This window comes from Alkanindiges illinoisensis (genome assembly GCF_004377485.1).
In the GTDB taxonomy this organism is placed as follows: domain Bacteria; phylum Pseudomonadota; class Gammaproteobacteria; order Pseudomonadales; family Moraxellaceae; genus Alkanindiges; species Alkanindiges illinoisensis_A.
Window position 1 is genome coordinate 25,216 of sequence record NZ_SNTY01000017.1, and the last position, 20,823, is coordinate 46,038.

Consider the following 20,823-nt stretch of genomic DNA (forward strand, 5'->3'; position numbering starts at 1 on the left):
AAAATATAGGAAAACATAGAATGTTAAAACAATCTCAAGGAAAACAGTTCCATTTGCATGACTGGTCTTTAATTGGCTTCTATATAAATTGGCAGCAAGCAATAATTGAAATTGAACTTTTATATGATACAGGGAAAGCAAGAATACTTATTAAGGATTTTACTACTCTTGACGTTTCTCAAAAAAATGATTGGGGAAAAAGTATATCAATTAATAGTTCTAATGGGCCGCTATCACTAGAAAATGGGTTGATGTCTCTAGAAATTGAAATGCAGTCCGGAGACCTGATTAAAATAGAAGGCAAAAATTTTGAACTATGGAAAGATTAATAATTTGATATTTATGAATAGTGATGAGTTATGGGGGGAAGGGTTAAACGGTTTTGGTGGCGAGTTTTTAGCAGGAAATAGTTTTACTGGTATAGATGCATTTTTTGTACCTGTTGCATTACGTATAGAAACCCATCAGCTCAAACTCAGTGAGCCAGCACTGCCTTATGCCGCAAGGTTACGCGCTTTACCAGCAGTTCAGGCATGGATTAAGGAATGGCAATTGGAAGTGCGCCATGAAGCACATGAAGTCGCTTGTTTACGGTATGGGAAGTTGATAGGAGATATGACGACAGCATAACTATTTGTCTAACAGTAGAGAGCTATTGTAGAGTCATTGAGTAATTTTTTAGATATGTGATCGCCAATGCTTGAGTAAAGTTGGTTCTTGAGGCGAGCCGGGCCATATATGAATAATATAATGGTCATCAGCTGGTGCTGTTTCGTCAGTAATGCTATCTAATCCTGTGACAAGATACATTAAGTGATATGTGCCAGCTAGTAGATCTATACGTACGGCATTGGGAAGGTAGTCAGTACAGCTCATGATCGCGAGGCGACCACTTGGGATATTCAGTGAGGCTGAAACTGCATGGTCGACTTCTTGGATATTGATTTGTGGTTCTGTTTGGCTAACGTGAATTGCTATGGGAACTGTGATGTTGCGCAGCGTGCCGAGACATACAGATGTCTCACCAACAGCTAGCATTCTTTCAGATGCCTCGTCATTCCAGACTGCACTAAAATCATCTTCGGATGATTCATCCATTAGTATAAATTGAAAGTATTCAGCAAAGATTTCAAACTTGTGAATTAGTTTCATCATTCCCTTAATTAATTCAATGCAATAATTTCAGAGTATTAATTTTTACTAATCATTATACTTGATGACAGTATTTTCAAATATTTAACGATATCTACTCAAACACACCCTGTAACTGACCCTGCCTAGAAACCCTCCCCATATCCCACTGATTCACTGCCCGCACCAGCATCCTTTGAGGACTATCCACCTCAACATCCGCTTGATTCAGCGCCTGCAATGCCTGCTGAATTAACTGCGGCGCTTGCCTTAAATCTAACGGTTTGGCCAGGTTTTGCTTGGACAGTTTCTGCCCTTGATCATTCATTGCCAATGGAATATGGCAGTAATTTAACTGGGGAACATGAAGGCATTGCCCAAGCCAGATTTGTCGTGCCGTATTGTCCAGAAGATCGGCACCGCGTACCACATGGGTAATGCCTTGCAATGCATCGTCCACCACCACAGCCAACTGGTAGCTAATAATGCCATCACGGCGTTTGAGTACAAAGTCGCCCGTGGTCTGGCTTAAGTTTTCGCAGCAATAGCCCTGAATGAGATCATCAAAGCAAATGGTTTGATCTATGGTTTTTAAGCGAATGGCATGCTGTTCAAACGGTAGGTTTAAAGTGCGGCAGGTTTGCGGATAGGTGCCTAAGCCGTTTGAGCCACCTAATCCACTAAGCTGCTTACGGCTACACTGGCAGGCATAAATCAGGCCACTGGCTTTAAGCTGCTCAAGTGCCTGTTCATAATATTCCAGCCGGTCCTGCTGGCGCACCACTGTTTCATCCCACTCAAAGCCAAACGCTTCCAGCGCGGTTAAAATAGCTGTTTCTGCACCAGCCTGAATGCGTGGAATATCGGTGTCTTCAATCCGCACCAGCCACTGGCCATGGTGTGCTTTGGCTTCGCAATAACTGGCCAGCGCGGTGAGCAGTGAACCAAAATGCAAAGGGCCAGTTGGCGATGGCGCAAACCGGCCCTTATATGAGCAGCGATTAAACAAAACATCGTTTTGCCGCTGCGCAAGAGAAAAGCTATGCTTTTCTGTATCTTGACTCATCAAGAATTAACCGTGGTTTTGCTTTTCCTTGATTTCAGCCAGTGTCTTGCAATCAATACACTGGGTTGCGGTTGGACGCGCTTCCAGACGACGCAGGCCAATTTCAATCCCACAAGTATCGCAATAGCCATAGTCTTCATCTTCAATGGCTTGTAACGATTGTTCGATCTTGCGAATCAGCTTGCGTTCACGGTCACGAGTGCGCAGCTCAATGGCAAATTCTTCTTCCTGGGTGGCGCGGTCATTAATATCCGGCAGGGCAGACGATTCATCCTGCATGTGGCTCATGGTGCGATCCACTTCCTGCATCAGCTCATTGCGCCATGCTTCCAGAATCTTGCGGAAGTGCTCCAATTGCCCTTGCGACATGTATTCTTCTTTGGCACCGGGCTGATAAGGGGCAATCCCGTATAAGCCTGCAGGGACATCGCCAGTGGCCTTATCTGTTTTCTTTGTTGCTGGTTTGCGGCCACGCTTTGCTGCTGGTGTTGTAATGTCAGCCAGTGCTGCAACTTGTCCGTTTGTTCCAGAATCTTGGTTCTCAATAGCCATTATGGGCATCCTCATCAAACACGTGTTATCTATACGCAAAAACAGGGGTAATATGCAACCCTTCAAGCAAAAATATCGACCAGCCGTTGCAAAAGCGCACGAATCATATAGAGATTCGGCTAAAGTTGATAGTTTAATTCGTAAACAAGGGTAATGTCTTGCTAAAAAGCGTGTAGGTTTGGCTGCTTTATTATTGTAACGCCAGTGCTTTAATAGCCATTGCTTTGATAATCAATATAAAAATTAAAATTTTCCACCCGGCAGACATCAGTTTCAAAATAGCCATTGGCGTACAAGTCCAGCCAGCGATAACCTGGGTTCACGGTGTCCAGGGTAAATTTGGCACTCCTAGGCTTGAACTGTAGAGAGGTCGAAGGACAGGACAGATAACTGACCTGTTCATACACCTGCTCAAAGCGCTGGTGCACGTGCCCATGTATCACCAGTTTAACATTATTAAAGGGCTGTATTATGTCAAAAAAAGTTTGACTGGCTTTTAACATATGCTGATCCAGCCATTCGCACCCTACGGCAATCGGATTATGATGCAGGGCAATCAGCACATGGCGGTTGCGCTGACGTTCCAGCGCCTGTTGCAGGTATTCAAGCGTGCTGTTGCTAAAGCTGCCCGCAATTTCATGGTCAACCGTAGAATCCAGCAGGATACAGCACCAGTTGCCAATAATGACTTCGCAAGGCAGCTGGTTGATGCGCAAGCCGGAATGATAAGCTTCATCCAGATCGTGGTTGCCAGGAATGCAAAAATGCGGTGCCCGTAGCGGCTGCATGGTGGCTAAAAAACGCTGATAGGTTTCAGGCGAGGATTGCTGGGCAATATCACCCGTGGTGAGTAGCAGGTCAATGTTGGGCTGTTGTTGCTGGATAAGCTCAATGACGCTTTGAAAGCTGTGCTGGGTATTGAGTCCCAGCAGTTTGGTAGCCGGATCGGCAAACAGGTGCATGTCTGAACATTGCACCAGACGAAGGGGACGTTCTTGCGATAACACCGAAGCCGGAATTTCAACCTGATAAATCACAACGGAACCCGCCTCCTGCCTGCTGTATTATGCGTACTGGTGCAGCCTGATACCTGACGGGCTACTGTTTTGCCGGAGAACACTGCATTGCCAGCCATTGCAGGGCAATAATCATCGGACTATTTTTTAAATATGTAGCCTGACTTAACAATGTATGTAGCTGCTCATATTTTAGCACGTGTAGCCTGATATTTTCTGCCTCGTCCATGACACCAAAAATCTGGTTTGTGTGACTTAGTTCTGTATCTGCGGCATATAAATGAAACAATTCATTACTAGCTCCGGCAGACGGATAAAAACTGAAGATGAACTGCGGATTTTCAATCTGTGTGCCGGCTTCTTCCAGTGCTTCACGGATTACGGTTTGTTCAGCCGTTTCGCCTTCATCCACCAATCCTGCCACAATTTCCAGTTGCCAGGCGCTGTCTTTATCCTCTATCGCGCCAATCCGGAACTGCTCAATTAAGGCAAACAATTGCTGTTTGGAATCATAGAGCAATACACCAGCAGCTTCTGGCCGTCTGACCAGCTCACGTTGAATGGGCTTGCTAAAGCTTTGGTCTTCAAACAGGCGATGGCGGATTTCAAGCTGTTCAATTTTGGCAAAACCGGAATAAACCATATTGCGGCTTAATATCTCTACGTCGTTGGTTGAAAACATCAGGTATGGATTGTTGGGAGCAGACATAGTCTATCCTCAAATAAAAATGATTTTATTTTGAACTTAAAATTTAGTTAAAAATAGAGTGAGCACGGCAGGGGCTTGCGGTTTATGAGCTAATGGTTGAATTAGCCTTCGGCTCGACCTGAGCGGCATTGCCGCGCAAGTCTTGCGGGATGAGCGTAGCGCAAGGGCAAAACCTGAGCTGCGGCTAAAGCAGCGCAAGAGCCGCAAACTCGAACACTACTGTCATCAATCCTATGCATCGCAGAAACGGTACACTACAGAATTAGTCCTGTCTCAAACAACGCGACTGACGCTTCACGATAGTAAATGTTATCTTGGAGTCAAGCTGTTTAAACTTCCTTATACAGTTGCTTGCCCTGCTTGTGATATTCCTCGGACATGGCATCCATTCCTGCCTGTACCGCGTCTTCCTCACTCAGATTTTGTTTTGCAGCATAGTCCCTGACGTTCTGGGTAATTTTCATTGAACAGAACTTGGGGCCACACATGGAGCAGAAATGCGCTGATTTATGCGCATCCTTGGGCAGGGTTTCATCATGCATGCTGCGGGCAGTGTCGGGGTCCAGCGCCAGATTAAACTGGTCTTCCCAGCGGAACTCAAAACGGGCTTTGGACAGTGCATTGTCACGCACCTGTGCCCCCGGATGGCCCTTGGCCAGATCAGCGGCATGCGCGGCAATCTTGTAGGTAATGATGCCATCTTTGACGTCTTTTTTGTCCGGTAAACCCAGATGCTCCTTGGGGGTGACATAACACAGCATGGCCGTGCCGTACCAGCCAATCATGGCGGCGCCAATGGCCGAGGTAATATGGTCATAACCGGGAGCGATATCGGTAGTCAGTGGCCCCAAGGTATAAAAAGGTGCTTCACCGCAAACTTCCAGTTGCAGGTCCATGTTTTCCTTGATCATGTGCATGGGCACATGGCCGGGGCCTTCAATCATCACCTGTACATCATGCTTCCAGGCTTTTTGGGTCAGTTCGCCAAGGGTGCGCAATTCGCCAAACTGGGCCTCATCATTGGCATCCTGAATACAGCCGGGACGCAGGCCATCGCCCAGACTAAACGACACGTCATAGGCTTTCATGATCTCGCAGATTTCATCAAAATGCGTATACAGGAAATTTTCCTTGTGATGCGCCAGACACCATTGTGCCATGATCGAACCGCCGCGCGACACAATGCCAGTCAGGCGATTGGCAGTGAGAGGCACATAACGCAGCAGCACACCGGCATGGATGGTAAAGTAATCCACGCCTTGCTCGGCCTGCTCAATCAGGGTGTCGCGGAACATCTCCCAAGTCAGGTCTTCGGCCACGCCATCGACTTTTTCCAGTGCCTGATAAATGGGTACTGTACCAATTGGCACCGGCGAGTTGCGGATAATCCATTCGCGGGTTTCATGGATATTTTTGCCTGTGGACAAATCCATGATGGTGTCTGCACCCCAGCGCGTAGCCCAGGTCATTTTCGCCACTTCTTCATCAATGGAAGAACCCAGTGCCGAGTTGCCAATATTGGCATTAATCTTCACCAGAAAGTTACGGCCAATAATCATTGGCTCGGCTTCGGGGTGGTTGATGTTGGCAGGAATAATGGCACGGCCTGCGGCGACTTCACTGCGCACAAATTCGGGCGTAATGATTTTGGGCAAACGTGCCCCAAAGTTCTGGCCTTCATGCTGACGATTGTCTGTCCCTTCATACTGGCGCTGGGTTTCACGGATGGCAATATATTCCATTTCCGGCGTGATGATGCCCTGACGTGCATAATGCAGCTGGGTGACATTCTGGCCAGACTTGGCGCGACGCGGATTTTGAATATGGGCAAAGCGCAGGTCGGCGGTTTTAATGTCGCGTGCGCGTTGCTGGCCAAATTCGGAGGACAGGCCGGACAGTTTTTCGGTATCGCCACGCGCATCAATCCATTGGCCGCGCAAATCGGGCAGGCCTTTGGTCAGGTCAATTTTGACATTGGGGTCGGTATAGGGGCCGGAGGTGTCGTACACCAGTACCGGTGGATTTTTTTCACTGCCTTTTTCGCCATTGCTCAGGCCAATTGGGGTATCGGTCAGGCTGATTTCGCGCATGGGCACGCGAATATCCGGCGTTGAACCTTCAATATAGACTTTGCGCGAGGCGGGTAAAATGCGGGTTAAATCCTGTGCTTCACGCTCGTGTTGAGAAAGCGCAGGCTGCGGGGTAGTGAGTTGGTTCATGGCAGGATCCATTTCTGTCGTGTCACATGGAAAGGAGGAGGATCAAGCAAAACCATAAAAAAATATCAGGTACACTAGTCATCTAGTGCTGCTTGATTCCTACGCTGGTATTAACCAGACAAGACGAAAACCCGAAATTTTTGTGCTGCTCAGGCCAAGGCTTAAAATAGTGTTTTAAGCTTATTTACCCTCGCAAAAAATCAAAGATTTTTTCTTGCGCTCGGACAAATGAGAAGCATCGCTTCGCAAGACGAAGTAGCTCTGCTTAACCCTCGCTCAGGTTCAACGGTACTTATACTGCACAAGTGAGTAGTGTGTATAATCTCAGCCTGTTCCACAGGCGCTCCGTCAAGCGGTATGTGCTGTAGATTAGTGGTTAATTGATCAATTGTCCATGACAGTTGCACAAAACAAAAACGGTATGCAAAACGCCATTGATTGTTCGTTCAACGGTAGCTATTTCGGGCGCAGTTCCACTGTATCAGGCAGTTGGCTGGCATTCTGAAAACGATCGTTCTATAGATGATAGCGATCCTGATAATCTGGCGCGGCATAGGCTCCACAACAATGAAATGAATAGCATGTGACATGATGAAAAAACAGGCAGCTAAAATCCGGTCAGGATGGTCGGGACAATCAAAGTTATTCTGGGGATGTTTGCTGGCGCTGATGAGTACCTCAGCCAGTACCGCCGCGTTTGCACAGGACTTGCTGGAAACCTATCGGCAGGCACAGGCGCATGATCCCAGCTGGCAGGTCACAGTAAACCAGTATCTGGCTGATCAGCAGCAGGAACGGCTGGCACTGGGTGGACTTTTGCCTACCGTTGGCTTATCAGGTGCCATTAACCGTAACCGTTTCCAGTCAGACAATCCGCAAGGCAATATGTTGCTGGGCCAGCCAGTTAATTCTTCGGCATCTACCAGCCGTCAGGCGGCATTGGCTGTTCGACAACCCCTGTTTCGCATGGACTTGTGGCAGCAGTACCAGCAGGCCAAGGTTGCTACCAGCCTAAACGACAGCCGTTTTATTAGTGACCAGCAAGATTTTATTTTAAGGGTAGCCGAAGCCTATTTTGAGGTATTGCGTGCACAAAACCTGATTGCCACCTTGAACGCCGAACAAACAGCACTACAGCGGCAATTAAACATGATGCAGGCGCGCTTTAAGGAAGGCGTGGTGGCGCGTACGGATGTCAGTGAAGCGGCGGCCCAGTACCAGAATGCCGTGGCTAACCGGATTGCTGGTGAAAACCAGGTGATTAATGCGCAGGAAAATCTGGCCATTATTCTGGGCAATACGCCCGAAAATCTGGCGCCACTTAGCAGTGATTTTGAAGCTGTCTCGCCCGTGCCCAATCAGATTCAGGCCTGGGTTGATCTGGCAAAGCAAAAAAATCCGCAACTAAGTCAGGCGCGCCTGCAATACCAGGTTGCCGAGAAAAACCGCAAAATCCAGCAGTCCGGCTATTACCCGCAACTGGATGTGGTGGCACAAACGGGCTGGAACAAGCAAACTCCGGAGAGCCTGATCAGCAACAATGGCCGCAGCAGTGCCATTGGGCTGGAACTCAACCTGCCGCTATACCGTGGTGGCCGAACCCAGACTGCGGTGACGCAAGCCAGTTATCAGGCGATTGCCGCACGTGACCAGATTGATGTGGCTGAACGGCAGGTTACCGGTTCGGTGCGCTCCTCATTCATTAACTTAAATACCGACCGTGCCCGCATTGAAGCCCGCCAGCAAGCCATGCAGTCCAGCCGCTTGGTCGCGCAATCATCGCAGGCCGGCTATGATCTGGGACTGCGTACCATGGTGGATGTGTTGCTGGCGCAGCGTAATTCCTTTGCTGCCGAGCAGGATTATATTAATGCCCGCTATGATTATGTGCTCAATATGCTGCGGCTAAAACATGCCACAGGACAACTGGATACTGATGCGCTGGCAGAAATCAATCAGTGGCTGGACAACTCCCTTGCTGGGAATGCCTCAGTAACTAAGCCATCAACGGATCAATAAGTACCAGCAACGCCATCTGCTCAAACCATGGCCACTGGTAGTATTCCATGATCCAGTCTGTCAATGAGGCTGGGTTGCAGGGTTAGGACGAGAGATGGCAGGGTAACTGTCATCAAAATGTCATTAAATTTTGTTGTAATATTTGCTAAAAAATTGAACAGGTTTGTTTATGCCTACCACCAATAAAGCGGTGTTTAATCACCATATCTCCTCCCAGTTTAATGAAAACCTGCAAGACGTGAACACCCAGTTCATGAGTATGGGCGGACTGGTGGAGCAACAGGTGGCCAATGCCATCCATGCTTTGCTGGAAACTGATGCTGCGCTGGCGCTTAAAGTGCAGTATGAAGACCAGATCGTCAACAAGATGGAAACCCAGATTGATGAAGCGCTGACCCTGATTCTGGCACGTCGTCATCCGGCAGCCAGTGATCTGCGTATGGTGATTGCCATTAGCAAGGCCAATACTGATCTTGAGCGCATCGGCGATGAAGCAGCCAAGATTGCCCGCATTGCACAGACCCTGTGTGAAGAAGGGGAATCGCCGCGTGGCTACATGGAAACCCGGCATATTGGCAATCAGGTGCGGGTGATGATCCATGAAGCGCTGGATGCCTTTGCCCGTCTGGATGACGAGCAGGCTTTGCGGGTCATGCAGGCCGATGCCGATATTGACCGCGAATATCAATCCGCAACCCGTACCCTCATGACGTACATGATGGAAGACCCGCGCCATATCAGCCGGGTCATTAACGTGCTATGGATTTTGCGTTCGCTGGAACGTGTGGGTGACCATGCGCGTAATATTGCCGAACAGGTCATTTACATGGTGAAAGGACTTGATGTGCGCCACACCAGCTATGAAGCCATTGAAAAGAAAATTCATGGTGACAACTATGCTGGCAATGGGAATAGTGCTGCTGATTCAAATGGTACTGGTTCAACAGCTGATGGCTCAAACAGCTGATGGCTCAAACAGCTAGCTGAATTTAAGCCATAAAAAAGCCCGTGGCTTGTGATAGACCGCGGGCTTTTTTACTGGGCTTATGAAGGATAAACCAAATACTTAAAACTCAATCTTGGTGACAACATCAGCATTGGCATTCAGATCTTCCAGATGCTGGCTTTCAATCGTTAACTTGGCAGTCTTGGCTTTAACGCTGGCTGGTACAGCTTCCTGTTCAGACCATTCTTCACAATAGGTATCATCCGCGCAAATGGCTGTCTGTGCCTTGTTATTGGCGGTAAAAGCCAGCTGGCAATAATCGCCACTACAGTCCAGACCCGTGAGGGTTGCTTCAACAGGGGCAGCAACGGCAGCACTGGTGGCAAGAACCAGACTACTGGCAACAAACAAAAAACGCTTTAACATGACGACAGCTCCAAAAGCATGGCAAGGAATGGCTAAAATTTGTGCGAAATATAGAGTATTTTGTGATCAATGACAAATAAATAATATGACTGGTGAAATCAATCACACGTCTTGCTTTTAAAGCTGAATAGGCCTGCAAAAAATGATAAAAATGTAGAGCCAATACTCTAATAATTAAAGGAAAATAAAATGAATATAAATCAAATAAAAGCTAGACCACTTGGTCTGTTTTGGTAGTCTAGCTTGTATAAAACCACTTAAAGATGGCCTATAACTTTAGTCGTATAAGCCGCTCAATCAGGCTGAATTGCCCTTGTCTTGAGTTTCAGTCCAGCCTTCGGCTTTTTCCACGTCCTGATTGGTGAAAAACTTTTCGCGTTGTTCTTCCAGAAAAGTACGGGCAGCCGGTTCAAAGGCATTCAGGCGTTTTTCATTAATCAGCAGGGTCTGGTGCTTTAGCCATTCCTGCCAGGCCTGCTTGGACACATGCTCAAAAACGTCCTGTCCCTTAGGGCCGGGGAATGGTGCAAATTCCAGCCCTTCCATGTCTTTTTGGTACTTTCGGCAAAATACGGTGCGGGTCATGTCATCTCTCTATATGGTGGTTATTAAAACTAGCCTGGACCCTCTTTGGTAAAGAGGGAACTTCTACCTTTAACAAGAAAAGATTGGGAAGCGGTTAAAGCTGTGCAATTCGCTGCTGGGCGCGCTCAATGGCAGCTTTTACCTGTGCCGGTGCAGTACCCCCAATATGATCCCGTGCGGACACCGAACCTTCCAGTGTCAGGACGGCAAATACATCATCGGTAATCTTGTCAGAAAATTGCTGGAGCTGCTGTAGTGACAGTTCAGATAAATCTTTGTCTTCACGTACGCCTAAAGCAACTGCTTTGCCGACAATCTCATGGGCATCACGGAAGGCAATACCTTTTTTCACCAGATAATCGGCCAGATCGGTAGCCGTTGAAAAACCACGCAGCGCGGCTTCACGCATTACCGGGATATTGGGCTGTAGCGCAGGAATCATGTCAGCAAATGCCAGCAGACAGCCACGCACGGTATCCACCGCATCAAACAATGGTTCCTTGTCTTCCTGATTGTCCTTGTTATAGGCCAGTGGCTGACCTTTCATCAGGGTGAGCAGGCTCATCAGGTCACCAAATACGCGGCCACTTTTACCACGCACCAGCTCTGGTACATCCGGGTTTTTCTTTTGCGGCATAATGGATGAACCGGTACAAAAGCGATCCGGAATCTGTACAAACTTGAACTGGGCAGATGTCCATAGAATCAGTTCTTCAGACATGCGCGACAGGTGCATCATAATTAAAGACGCTGCACTGCTAAATTCAATGGCAAAGTCACGGTCAGACACCGCATCCAGCGAGTTTTCCGAGACGGCTTCAAAGCCCAGTAGCTCGGCAGTGTAGGCCCGGTTGATGGGATAAGTAGTTCCCGCCAGTGCTGCCGAACCCAGTGGCATGCGATTCACCCGCTTGCGGCAATCAATCAGGCGCTCGGAGTCACGCACCAGCATTTCAAACCATGCCAGCAGGTGATGGCCAAAAGTAACCGGCTGTGCGGTTTGCAAATGGGTAAAGCCGGGCATGATGGTATCGGTATGTTTGGCCGCCAGACCCAAAATGCCGCTTTGCAGTTTTTTTAGCAAACCCAGTAATTCATCAATTTCATCACGCAGGTACAGGCGGATATCGGTGGCGACCTGATCGTTACGGCTACGGCCAGTATGCAATTTCTTGCCAGTAATGCCAATTCGGTCAGTCAGACGGGCTTCAATATTCATGTGCACGTCTTCAAGGTCAATGCGCCATTCAAAACGGCCTGCTTCAATATCAGCCTTGATGGCGGTTAACCCGGCAATAATGTCATCGCGTTCCTGATGGGTGAGCACGCCAACCGAGGCCAGCATGGTGGCATGGGCGATGGAGCCGGCAATATCCTGCTTATAAAAGCGTTGGTCAAATTGCACAGATGCGGTAAATTCAGCCACAAAGGCATCAGTCGCTTCACTAAAACGGCCGCCCCACATGCCTGAGGTCGCATGCTCAGCAGGATTAACAGCGCTTTCCCCGGTGGATTGGTGTGCAGTAGATTGGTGTTCAGCGGATTGAGAGGGTGCGGTCATATGGGTATCAGCAAACTAAGGCTAGGCAAAATAAAACCGATTATAGCAAATCCTGCGCAAAGATCAGCCTCGGCATCCATGAGTACGCCGATGCGTAACCCTATACAAAACAAGGATGCGTTTTTTTTACCGGATTTTACCGAAAACCGTGCTGTGCTGGAGCTGCTGGTCAGTACCAATCTGCTGGCGGTGATTCTGGCTTTAATTGAAGCCAAGAGCTTGACGGGCCTGCACTGGAGTGGACTGGCCCAGTACGTGTTTTTTGTCAACTGGGTGACAGTGTCATTTGCCTGGCTGGCCGACCTGCTGCGTGGCTGGCTGCGTACCCGGCCACGGCTTGAGGCGGTGATCTGGAGCTTTGTGCTGCTGGAAGGCATTATTGCGATCACAACCATCGTCTGCAATATCGGGCTGGCCTGGGCGCTGGACGTGCAGCATCCGTGGTGGTGGCGCGTGCTGTATCACCTGATTCTGGGCGGCTGCCTTGGCATGGTGATTATGCGCTACCTGTATGTCCGCGAACAAATGATCAAGCGTCACCGGGCCGAGTTGCTCTCGCGAATTCAGGCATTGCAGGCCCGCATTCGTCCGCATTTTTTGTTTAATACCATGAATAGTGTGCTAAGCCTGATCCAGATTGACCCGCCCAAGGCTGAACACATGGTGGAAAACCTGTCGCGCCTGTTTCGGGCCAGCCTGAATGCCAGTGGTGAAATTAGTTTGCTGGATGAAGTTATGCTGTGCAAAAGCTATCTGGATATTGAATCCATCCGGCTGGGAGATCGTTTACAGGTGGAGTGGCGACTGCCCGATGAGGATGACCTGTATGATGTGAATATTCCGTCACTTACCTTGCAGCCCCTGCTGGAAAATGCGATTTATCATGGCGTTGAAAGCTTTAGTCACAGTAGTACAATTAGTGTTTTAATCGAGGTGAATGCCAAAGATGTCACAATCGTGGTGACAAATCCGTGTCAAACTGGTAAAACAGGCATACGAGCTGGCAATGGGATGGCGCTAGACAATATTCAGGAGCGATTGCAGGCGTATTACGGGAAACAGGCCCGGTTACAAACGCATCAAACCAATGGATTATTTACGACATATTTAAATTATCCACACGTGGAACAATAAAAAAAACATTGGTTATTTCAAGGATAATCAATGCTGCAAGGAGGAATGCATGAATATTTTGGTTTGTGACGACGAACCATTAGCACGAGAGCGCTTGTCGCGTATGGTCAAGGTGGCAGGCCACGAGGTGGTTGCCCAGGCCAGTAATGGATTTCAGGCACTGGAACAGGTTCGGCTACATCGCCCTGATGTGGTATTGCTGGATATCCGCATGCCCGAAATGAACGGGATTCAGTGCGCTCAGGCCTTGCTTGATCTTGACGTGCCACCAGCCGTAATTTTTGTGACTGCATTTGACCAGCATGCCATTGATGCCTTTAACACGCAGGCCATTGGATATTTGCTCAAACCCATCAGTCAGCAGCAACTGGAAAATGCACTAAAGCGTGCCAGCAAGCTTAACAGTGCGCAGGTCAATTCACTGCAACAGCACGCGAACGCCAGCGAATCGCCAGACCGTCCTGCCCGCAAACACATTGCTGCCCGTACCCATCGTGGGGTTGAGCTGATTCCCATTGAAAATATTTATTATTTTCTGGCTGACCAGAAATATGTCACCGTGCGCCATTCGGGCGGGCAGGTACTGATTGATGAAACCCTCAAGGATCTTGAAAACGAGTTCCATGACCGTTTTATCCGGATTCACCGTAATGCCTTGCTAGCCATACCTTATCTGGAAGGGCTGGAGTTTGTAGGCACTGGCCAGTATCAGGTACGCTGCCGTGGGATTAATGAGCGTCTGGCGGTGAGCCGTCGCCATTTACCGCAATTACGGGAAAAAATTCATCATATTTAAGAAAGCAGTTCACTGACAGTTGTTTTAGCCGTTATTTTAAAGGCACCAGCACAGTCTTTGCGAGTACCAGACCTTGGTGTTGTCAGGGTCTGGTTTTTTTATGTCTAGGCTTAACTGGCAAAATGGCGCTTGGTTGACATCCGCCGCCATAACTTGAGCCTGTGACGCAAATTTGGCATGCTACCCCTTATCAATGTCTCGTACAGGCTTAACCACAGGATACCCAGTTGATGAATACCCTAAAAATTGCCACCCGGCAAAGTCCACTGGCGCTGTGGCAGGCTGAACACATCAAGGCACGCTTGCAGGCACTGCATCCGGGACTGACGGTTGAGCTGGTTAAGTTTGTGACGCAGGGTGACAAAATTCTGGATACGCCACTGGCCAAAATCGGCGGCAAGGGTTTATTTGTCAAGGAACTGGAAAATGCCTTGCTGGATGGCCGTGCCGATCTGGCAGTACATTCCATGAAGGATGTTCCTATGGACTTGCCGGATAATTTAACACTGGCCGTGATTTGTGAGCGTGAAAATCCGTTTGATGCCTTCGTGTCCAACCAGTATTTAACGCTGGATGACTTGCCGCAAGGTGCACGCCTTGGCACATCCAGCCTGCGCCGTAAAAGCCAGATTCAGGCCTATCGCCCGGATTTAACCATTATTGATTTGCGCGGCAATGTCGGCACGCGACTGGGCAAGCTGGATGCTGGTGAATACGATGCCATTATTCTGGCTACCGCCGGGCTAAAGCGCTTGCAGCTTGAATCACGAATTAAGCAAATTCTCCCAGCGGATTTAAGCCTGCCTGCTGTGGGACAGGGCGCACTAGGGCTGGAATGCCGCAGCAATGATCAGGCTGTCCTGACGCTGATTGCACCATTATCCGATCCTGCTACCAATATTTGCATTAGGGCCGAGCGTGCCTTTAATCGCACTTTGCAGGGTGGTTGTCAGGTGCCGATTGCCGGTTTTGCCGTGCTTGAAAATAATCAGCTAACAATGCAGGGCAGAGTCGGTAGTCCCGATGGACAGCAATTATTAAAAGCTGAAATTAGTGGGGCGCCTGAACAGGCCGAGCAACTGGGGCAGCAACTGGCGCAACGCTTGCTGGAACAGGGAGCAGGGGAATTGCTTGCGGCCCTGTATGCTTAAAGCCAGTACCCGCCATTGACCATGCTGCATGTACTCAATACCCGACCTGCTGAGCGGGCTGATGGCTTAAATCACGCCTTGCAGCAGGCTGGTTATCGAGTAAGCCAATTGCCGCTGCTGGAACTGGTGGCTGAACCTTTTGAAGCGATTCAACCGCAATTGTCTAAAATTTGGCAGGTGGCTGTCGTGGTGGTGGTGAGTCCAGCCGCCGCACAACTGGGCCTTGCCGGATTAAAACAGCTTGATATCTTGCCCAGCCAGTTAGCCTGCCAGTGGGTCGCTGTAGGGCAGGGTACAGCAGCCATACTGGCACAGGCAGGCATTACCGCGCAGGTTCCAGCCTTGGAAACCAGTGAGGGCATGCTGGCACTGGATATCTTTCAGCAGGCTCAGCATTCAACGGCATCATGTAACAAAACGTCAGATTCAGCAGCAGCAGGACCAATCATGTTCTGGCGCGGGCATGGTGGCCGTCAGTTTATGCTCAAGCAACTGGCCAGCCAGCAGCAGGTCATCAGCCTGAACCTGTATGACCGCCAGTTACCCAAAAGCAGTAAGGCGCAGTATCAGCAGCTTTTAAACCATCCGCCGCAGGTACTGATCATCACCAGTGGTGTGTCATGGCAGTATTGGCTGGAATTGGGCCAGCAGTTTGGCGCCATGACGCCGCCTTATATTCTGGTGCTGGGCCCGCGGATTTACCAGAAAATCTGCCAGCAGACAGCGCACATGACAGTGACGACAACTGCTTATGCCAACACGTGCCATGCCAATAGCCCTAAAGTCATCCTGCTGGAGAATTTAAATCCGGCCAGCATTCTGGCCATGCTGGACCAGTTACAAAAGTGTCAGCAGACGTAAATGTAATATTGTATCAATACCAAAGCTTCTTTATGCTTTGCTGATAATTTGCTAAAAACCTAACCGGGGCTGTGATTTATGAAACATAAGCGGTTTGCTAAATTCTCTGGCAACTGATTCAGTCTGGTCCCGTGAGCACCACCTATGAAAAAAAAACTGATTGTCCTGCTGGGGCTGGTTTTGTTGATACTGCTGTCTGGCATGAGCTATCTGCTGTATGCAAAAGATCAGCAGCGCCAGCAACAGTTGCTGCAAAGCCAGCAGGCTGCACAAAAGCAGATTGCCGACCTGAATGACCGTCTGGTTGCAGTGGCACGGCAACAAACTGGCAGTGCCAACCATGCCAGTGCAGCTAACTCAGCGCAGCCCCTTCACCTTAGCCCAGCGCAACAGATACAACTCAACCAGCAGCGCAATACGTTGAGGCAACAACAGCGGCAGTGGGCACTGACAGCCCTCACACTGGCACAGGACAGCTTACGGCAGGGTAATCCCAAAAAAGCGCAGCAACTGCTGCTGGAACTGCAGCAAAATATTATTGAAGACCAGCAGGACGCTAATGATCCTTTTAATGGCACCTTGCTCCAAACCTTGAAAATTGACCAGTTAAATCTGGACCAGCACGCCACACGGCAGCAGCAGGCTCGTGCTGGCCTAAACCAGTCGCTTTTGCAGATTCAACAACAATTGAACCTGATGGCGGTACAGGCACCCCAAAGCTTGCTGGCACAGTCGTCAGCGCGAAAGGAAACAGGAATTGGCAACTGGTTTAAACACCTGTTCTTGATTGAGCGTGCAACCCCAGAGGCTGGTCAGCATATGCTGGATCGCAGTTTTATTTATAAGCAGGCCAGCATTAACGTGGCGATTGCACGCTTGGCATTGGCGCAGGGCGATCAGCTTAATTTCACCAGCAACTTAACTGAATCACTCACCCAGCTAGATTTATTAGCTGATCCGGCCAGCCGTCAAATGGCTCAGCAACTGGAAAAACTCAAAAACCAACCGTGGCCTGCTAGCATTGAATTAACTTCCCTTACCCTGCTCACTGGGCAAAAGGCTTCATCATGAAATACCAGCCCTTACAACATCGTGCGCTATGGCTGATTTTGCTAGGTGTTGGCCTCATTATCCTGCTGGGGTTGTGGTCAGGGGCAGGTTATGTGCTGGTGGTGTGGCTGGGCTGGGAAGTGCAAACCAGTGCAACAGTATTCATGCTGCTGTTGTTTGTCCTTATTCTGGCTGGGGTTTATGCCATTCGGCGTATTAATCGCTGGATTAAAAACTGGCACTTGCGCCATCCGCAAAAAATTGAGCATTACCAGCAGCTACTGCCATTTGAACAACTGGGCTGTTTATGGCTATTAAATGCCAAAGCCAGCAAGCAAAGTGAAATTGAAGCCATTTTTAACCAGTCCGCCAGTTTAAAACAGTTAGTTAAGGCACATTTACTGCGTGAAAATGCCCAACCGGAACAGGCTGCGCAAGCCTTGAATCAGGGTTCGGCCCTGACTGACTTGCTGGTGCTGGAACAAATTGAGCTATACCTTGCTGCACAAGACTATACACAGGCGCAGGCTGCATTAACAACTTTGAGCCAGCAACCGGTTTCAGCATTTGCCCAGTCATTAAATCCGGCATGGAGTGCGTATGTTCAGGGGTTATGGGCCAGATTACTGATGGCGCAGCCTTGGCTGTTGCTGGCTATAGATAACATTCCAGCATTAACACCTGAGCAGCATTACGGCTGGCTCAGTGCATTGCAACAACAACTTTCTCAGGCTAGCCCTGAGCAGCTACAACAACTGTTTGCCTATTATCAAACAGTGCAGGCCCAACCGGAATTCGGTCAGGATATTGCCAGTGCGCGTCAGTGGCTATTTATCCTGAGACAGATTAGCGACCAAGCTTTGTCACTGGAACAGCAGCACAGCCTGATTCAGCAGCGCCAGCAACTGGCTGATCAACTATTAAGGCTGGAATTTGACCCACGGGTTTTAACCATCTGGTTGCAAAACCAGTTGCAGGAAGGCAATGTGGAGTGCCAGCATTTTACCCAGCGCCTTAATGAACTGGCGCAGCGTTATCCTGGGCAGCCTTCGATTGCATTAGCCCAGTGGCATCAATTAATGGCAGATCAGCAAACTGAAGCCGCACAGGCCATCTTGCAAAACTGGCAGCAACATCCGGATTTTGGCTATTTACGCCTAACCCAGGCTCTTGCCAGCCAGCCTGAATTACTGGCGGATCTGGAATTATTGCATCAGGCGCGTTGCCAGCTTGAAAATCAGGCCAATTCAAAAATCAGCTCAACAGGTTATCATTCAAATTCACCGCACTAATGTGGTCATTTAAATCCTGAGGTTAGGAAATACGTATGAGTTCCATCAAAGAATGTCCTGTGGTTTATCACCAGACAGTCGCCTGGGGTGACATGGATGCCTTTGGCCATGTCAACAATGTGATGTATTACCGCTATATGGAAAGCGCGCGTATTGAATACTTAAGCCATATCGAGGCTTTTAATCATGGATTGGTCAGTGTGATTTCGGCCAGTAGTTGCCGTTATTTAAGACCAGTATTTTATCCGGACAGCCTGAAAGTTGGCGTGCGGGTGGTGGAAGTTCGTAATTCCGGTTTTCGTATGGCTTACGTGCTGCATAGCAACCAGCAGTCGCAGATTGTGGCCACTGGCGAAGCCATAGTGGTGATGGTAGATGCCAAAACCTTTGAAAAAGCAGCCATGCCACTCGAGCTCAAACAGCGGATTGCCGCGCTGGAGGCCAATTTTGGCAATGACCTGGACATTGGCCTGCCTACTGAAAAATCCAGCCTGAGCAATATTGGGCGAGCCTTACGCGATAACCTGCGTGGCAATATTGAACAAATTGTTCCCAAGATTGGTGGCAAGCACCATGACCGGGATTAAACCTGATTGTCTGGAATTTTGGCGTTCGCCAGAGCTGTACAGCGTATCAATGAGCTAATGCCTACAGGCTGGGTGAATTTTATATGACCCTGGCCTGTACTGATGCTTAACCTGCATCTAAGGTAAATGCCCTAAACCAGCCTTTCAATAAAAAGCTGCTACTATGAGGGGAAAGGCTAAAAATAAAAAAGCCTGCATCAGGTGCAGGCTTTTTTATGAATTTGGCGTCCCTACGGGGATTCGAACCCCGGTTACCGCCGTGAAAGGGCGATGTCCTAGGCCTCTAGACGATAGGGACAATAATTAGCAAATCAACAAGTTGTTCATGTGCTTGAGCATCTAGGCTTGGCGCAAATTCTATAATGTTCGCTGGCGCAAGGCAAACACTAATTTAATAATCATGGATTGATTGGTTGTTTATTGGCCGCAATGCATTATTTCTCTAGGTTGAATCAATTAGCTGGACACATAAAGCATCCTTAAACTCATTGGCTTACAGCAAGCATTCAGGGCATTAAATCCTATATTAGGGTGAATCTTTAAATCAGTTATTGATGCGTCATTAGATCTCTTGCATAAGTCTGGTTTCGACAAGCTCAACCAACGCTGCCTGAGCATGTCGAAGGCGAGTTGGTACAACTTATGAAAGAAGTCTATTTACTGACCGAATATCTAATTACAGAGAATAAATTTTATGATTTGTGCCATATGTACTCGCTGCTTATTGCGCTATAAAAACTTAAATTGTGATTATAGCAATACAGGATTCTCATGAAAGAAGGGCAGTCAAGCAGAACCGCATTAGCTGCCGCAACTTTACGGGCAAACCATTTTCAAAATACGGTTGACCCTGTATTTGCTGATCCTTATGCCTACGCGCTCACCAGTATTGGCTGGCAAAAGCTATTGCGTTCACCATCGCTGGTAAAGATCATGAATTCACCAGTATTGAACCGGACGTTGGGATTATTGAGCGGGCAGGTGGTAGGGCGCTCCAGATATGCAGAGGATTTGCTGCAACAGGCACTGGCTCGCCAGATCAATCAATATGTTCTTGTGGGAGCCGGACTGGATTCATTTGCCTTGCGCCAGAATCCGTGCAATCCCGATCTTAAAATTTTTGAGGTTGATCACCCTGATACACAGACCACTAAGCAGCATAAATTACAACAGCTTGGTACGGTGCCTGCAAATGTTGAGTTTGTTGCGATTGATTTTGAAAAAGAATCTTTGGCCGATGCACTGGCACGCAGCAGTTATCAGCAAGGGGTGCCTGGATTTTTCTCGTGGTTAGGCACCACCCACTATCTGGAACCACAAACCACATTAAATACTCTTAAGCACATTGCCGATTTTGCTGCACCGTTGAGCGAAGTAGTGCTGGATTATTCGATCCATTATCAGGAATTGCAGGGCATTGAGCGATTAGGAAGCTTTGCGGTATCACAATTTACCCAGTTTTTAAAAGAGCCGTTAATTGGTCAGTTTAGACCTTCAGCATTACATCAGGCAGTAGAAGAAATGGGTTTTGAAGTGGTTGAAGATTTATCAGGTGCTGCAATGAATGCGCGTTATTTTAACCAGCGGCCTGATCATATCCGGCATACCATAGCCACGCACCTGTTGCACTTACGTTTGGCAGCGCGTTAATAAGTCATATTGAAACAAGCAAGCTTTTAATTTAAGACGATAATGACTGTTGCATAGATTTGGAACAGTCAC

At 48.5% G+C, this 20,823-nt stretch carries 19 protein-coding genes, 1 tRNA gene and 2 pseudogenes; 12 read left to right on the forward strand and 10 right to left on the reverse strand.

The window, feature by feature from the left end; genetic code table 11:
* Positions 1 to 20 precede the first annotated feature (20 nt).
* Entirely contained in the window at positions 21 to 329 is a 309-nt protein-coding gene (locus E2B99_RS05790) for a hypothetical protein (RefSeq protein ID WP_134244007.1), read from the forward strand.
* The gene (locus E2B99_RS05795) at positions 310 to 630 is read left to right on the forward strand and encodes a hypothetical protein (protein ID WP_134244008.1); all 321 of its coding nucleotides are present in this window, start codon (positions 310 to 312) and stop codon (positions 628 to 630) included. Before E2B99_RS05790 ends, E2B99_RS05795 begins: the two co-directional genes overlap by 20 nt.
* Before the next feature lie 48 nt (positions 631 to 678).
* Here the strand turns inward: E2B99_RS05795 and E2B99_RS05800 are convergent, their stop codons facing one another.
* The 6 genes from E2B99_RS05800 to thiC all read right to left on the reverse strand — a co-directional run bounded on the left by E2B99_RS05800 (position 679) and on the right by thiC (position 6,693).
* The gene (locus tag E2B99_RS05800) at positions 679 to 1,155 is read right to left on the reverse strand and encodes a hypothetical protein (protein ID WP_134244009.1); all 477 of its coding nucleotides are present in this window, start codon (positions 1,153 to 1,155) and stop codon (positions 679 to 681) included.
* Positions 1,156 to 1,246: 91 nt separating this feature from the next.
* The gene (gene gluQRS / locus E2B99_RS05805; protein ID WP_134244010.1) at positions 1,247 to 2,197 is read right to left on the reverse strand and encodes a tRNA glutamyl-Q(34) synthetase GluQRS; all 951 of its coding nucleotides are present in this window, start codon (positions 2,195 to 2,197) and stop codon (positions 1,247 to 1,249) included.
* Positions 2,198 to 2,203: 6 nt separating this feature from the next.
* Positions 2,204 to 2,749 carry an RNA polymerase-binding protein DksA gene (gene dksA, locus E2B99_RS05810; RefSeq protein WP_134244011.1) on the reverse strand — a complete coding sequence of 182 codons (546 nt, stop codon included), beginning with the start codon at positions 2,747 to 2,749 and terminating at the stop codon, positions 2,204 to 2,206.
* A gap of 209 nt (positions 2,750 to 2,958) precedes the next feature.
* A complete protein-coding gene (gene cpdA / locus E2B99_RS05815) occupies positions 2,959 to 3,786 on the reverse strand; it encodes a 3',5'-cyclic-AMP phosphodiesterase (RefSeq protein WP_134244012.1) in 828 nt (275 codons plus the stop codon).
* 61 nt (positions 3,787 to 3,847) lie between these two features.
* On the reverse strand, positions 3,848 to 4,474 hold the full coding sequence (locus E2B99_RS05820; protein ID WP_240687749.1) for an NUDIX domain-containing protein: 627 nt from the start codon (positions 4,472 to 4,474) through the stop codon (positions 3,848 to 3,850).
* A 329-nt stretch (positions 4,475 to 4,803) separates the two neighbouring features.
* Complete coding sequence (thiC, locus tag E2B99_RS05825) at positions 4,804 to 6,693, reverse strand: phosphomethylpyrimidine synthase ThiC (RefSeq protein ID WP_134244013.1); 1,890 nt, start codon at positions 6,691 to 6,693, stop codon at positions 4,804 to 4,806.
* A 588-nt stretch (positions 6,694 to 7,281) separates the two neighbouring features.
* Here thiC and E2B99_RS05830 point away from each other — a divergent pair.
* Positions 7,282 to 8,712: a TolC family outer membrane protein gene (locus tag E2B99_RS05830; protein WP_240687750.1), complete on the forward strand. Its 1,431-nt coding sequence runs from the start codon at positions 7,282 to 7,284 to the stop codon at positions 8,710 to 8,712.
* Between the two features lie 169 nt (positions 8,713 to 8,881).
* Positions 8,882 to 9,598 (forward strand): annotated as a pseudogene (phoU, locus tag E2B99_RS05835) (phosphate signaling complex protein PhoU); the annotation flags it as partial.
* A gap of 180 nt (positions 9,599 to 9,778) precedes the next feature.
* Here phoU and E2B99_RS05840 read toward each other — a convergent pair.
* The 3 genes from E2B99_RS05840 to argH form a co-directional block, all read right to left on the reverse strand.
* Positions 9,779 to 10,084, reverse strand: a complete 306-nt coding sequence (locus E2B99_RS05840; RefSeq protein WP_134244015.1) for a hypothetical protein — start codon at positions 10,082 to 10,084, stop codon at positions 9,779 to 9,781.
* Between the two features lie 297 nt (positions 10,085 to 10,381).
* The gene (locus tag E2B99_RS05845) at positions 10,382 to 10,669 is read right to left on the reverse strand and encodes an oxidative damage protection protein (RefSeq protein ID WP_134244016.1); all 288 of its coding nucleotides are present in this window, start codon (positions 10,667 to 10,669) and stop codon (positions 10,382 to 10,384) included.
* Between the two features lie 94 nt (positions 10,670 to 10,763).
* Positions 10,764 to 12,134 (reverse strand): argininosuccinate lyase, encoded by a 1,371-nt coding sequence (gene argH, locus E2B99_RS05850; RefSeq protein WP_240687751.1) that lies wholly within the window; start codon positions 12,132 to 12,134, stop codon positions 10,764 to 10,766.
* A gap of 186 nt (positions 12,135 to 12,320) precedes the next feature.
* On the opposite strand from argH, the gene E2B99_RS05855 reads away from it, so the two are divergent.
* From E2B99_RS05855 to E2B99_RS05885, 7 genes and pseudogenes are all read left to right on the forward strand, one after another.
* Positions 12,321 to 13,364 (forward strand): sensor histidine kinase, encoded by a 1,044-nt coding sequence (locus tag E2B99_RS05855; RefSeq protein WP_166738997.1) that lies wholly within the window; start codon positions 12,321 to 12,323, stop codon positions 13,362 to 13,364.
* A gap of 49 nt (positions 13,365 to 13,413) precedes the next feature.
* On the forward strand, positions 13,414 to 14,160 hold the full coding sequence (locus tag E2B99_RS05860; protein ID WP_134244019.1) for a LytR/AlgR family response regulator transcription factor: 747 nt from the start codon (positions 13,414 to 13,416) through the stop codon (positions 14,158 to 14,160).
* Positions 14,161 to 14,390: 230 nt separating this feature from the next.
* The gene (gene hemC / locus E2B99_RS05865; RefSeq protein ID WP_134244020.1) at positions 14,391 to 15,311 is read left to right on the forward strand and encodes a hydroxymethylbilane synthase; all 921 of its coding nucleotides are present in this window, start codon (positions 14,391 to 14,393) and stop codon (positions 15,309 to 15,311) included.
* A 21-nt stretch (positions 15,312 to 15,332) separates the two neighbouring features.
* A complete protein-coding gene (locus E2B99_RS05870) occupies positions 15,333 to 16,172 on the forward strand; it encodes a uroporphyrinogen-III synthase (protein WP_205669641.1) in 840 nt (279 codons plus the stop codon).
* Between the two features lie 144 nt (positions 16,173 to 16,316).
* Positions 16,317 to 17,243, forward strand: a complete 927-nt coding sequence (locus E2B99_RS05875; protein WP_134244022.1) for a hypothetical protein — start codon at positions 16,317 to 16,319, stop codon at positions 17,241 to 17,243.
* Positions 17,240 to 18,514 carry a hypothetical protein gene (locus tag E2B99_RS05880; protein WP_134244023.1) on the forward strand — a complete coding sequence of 425 codons (1,275 nt, stop codon included), beginning with the start codon at positions 17,240 to 17,242 and terminating at the stop codon, positions 18,512 to 18,514. Before E2B99_RS05875 ends, E2B99_RS05880 begins: the two co-directional genes overlap by 4 nt.
* 35 nt (positions 18,515 to 18,549) lie before the next feature.
* Positions 18,550 to 18,975: pseudogene (locus tag E2B99_RS05885) on the forward strand (acyl-CoA thioesterase); the annotation flags it as partial.
* A gap of 348 nt (positions 18,976 to 19,323) precedes the next feature.
* On the opposite strand, the gene E2B99_RS05890 reads toward E2B99_RS05885, so the two are convergent.
* Positions 19,324 to 19,399 (reverse strand) — tRNA-Glu (locus E2B99_RS05890).
* Between the two features lie 473 nt (positions 19,400 to 19,872).
* Here E2B99_RS05890 and E2B99_RS05895 point away from each other — a divergent pair.
* Complete coding sequence (locus tag E2B99_RS05895) at positions 19,873 to 20,751, forward strand: class I SAM-dependent methyltransferase (protein WP_134244025.1); 879 nt, start codon at positions 19,873 to 19,875, stop codon at positions 20,749 to 20,751.
* Positions 20,752 to 20,823: the final 72 nt, after the last annotated feature.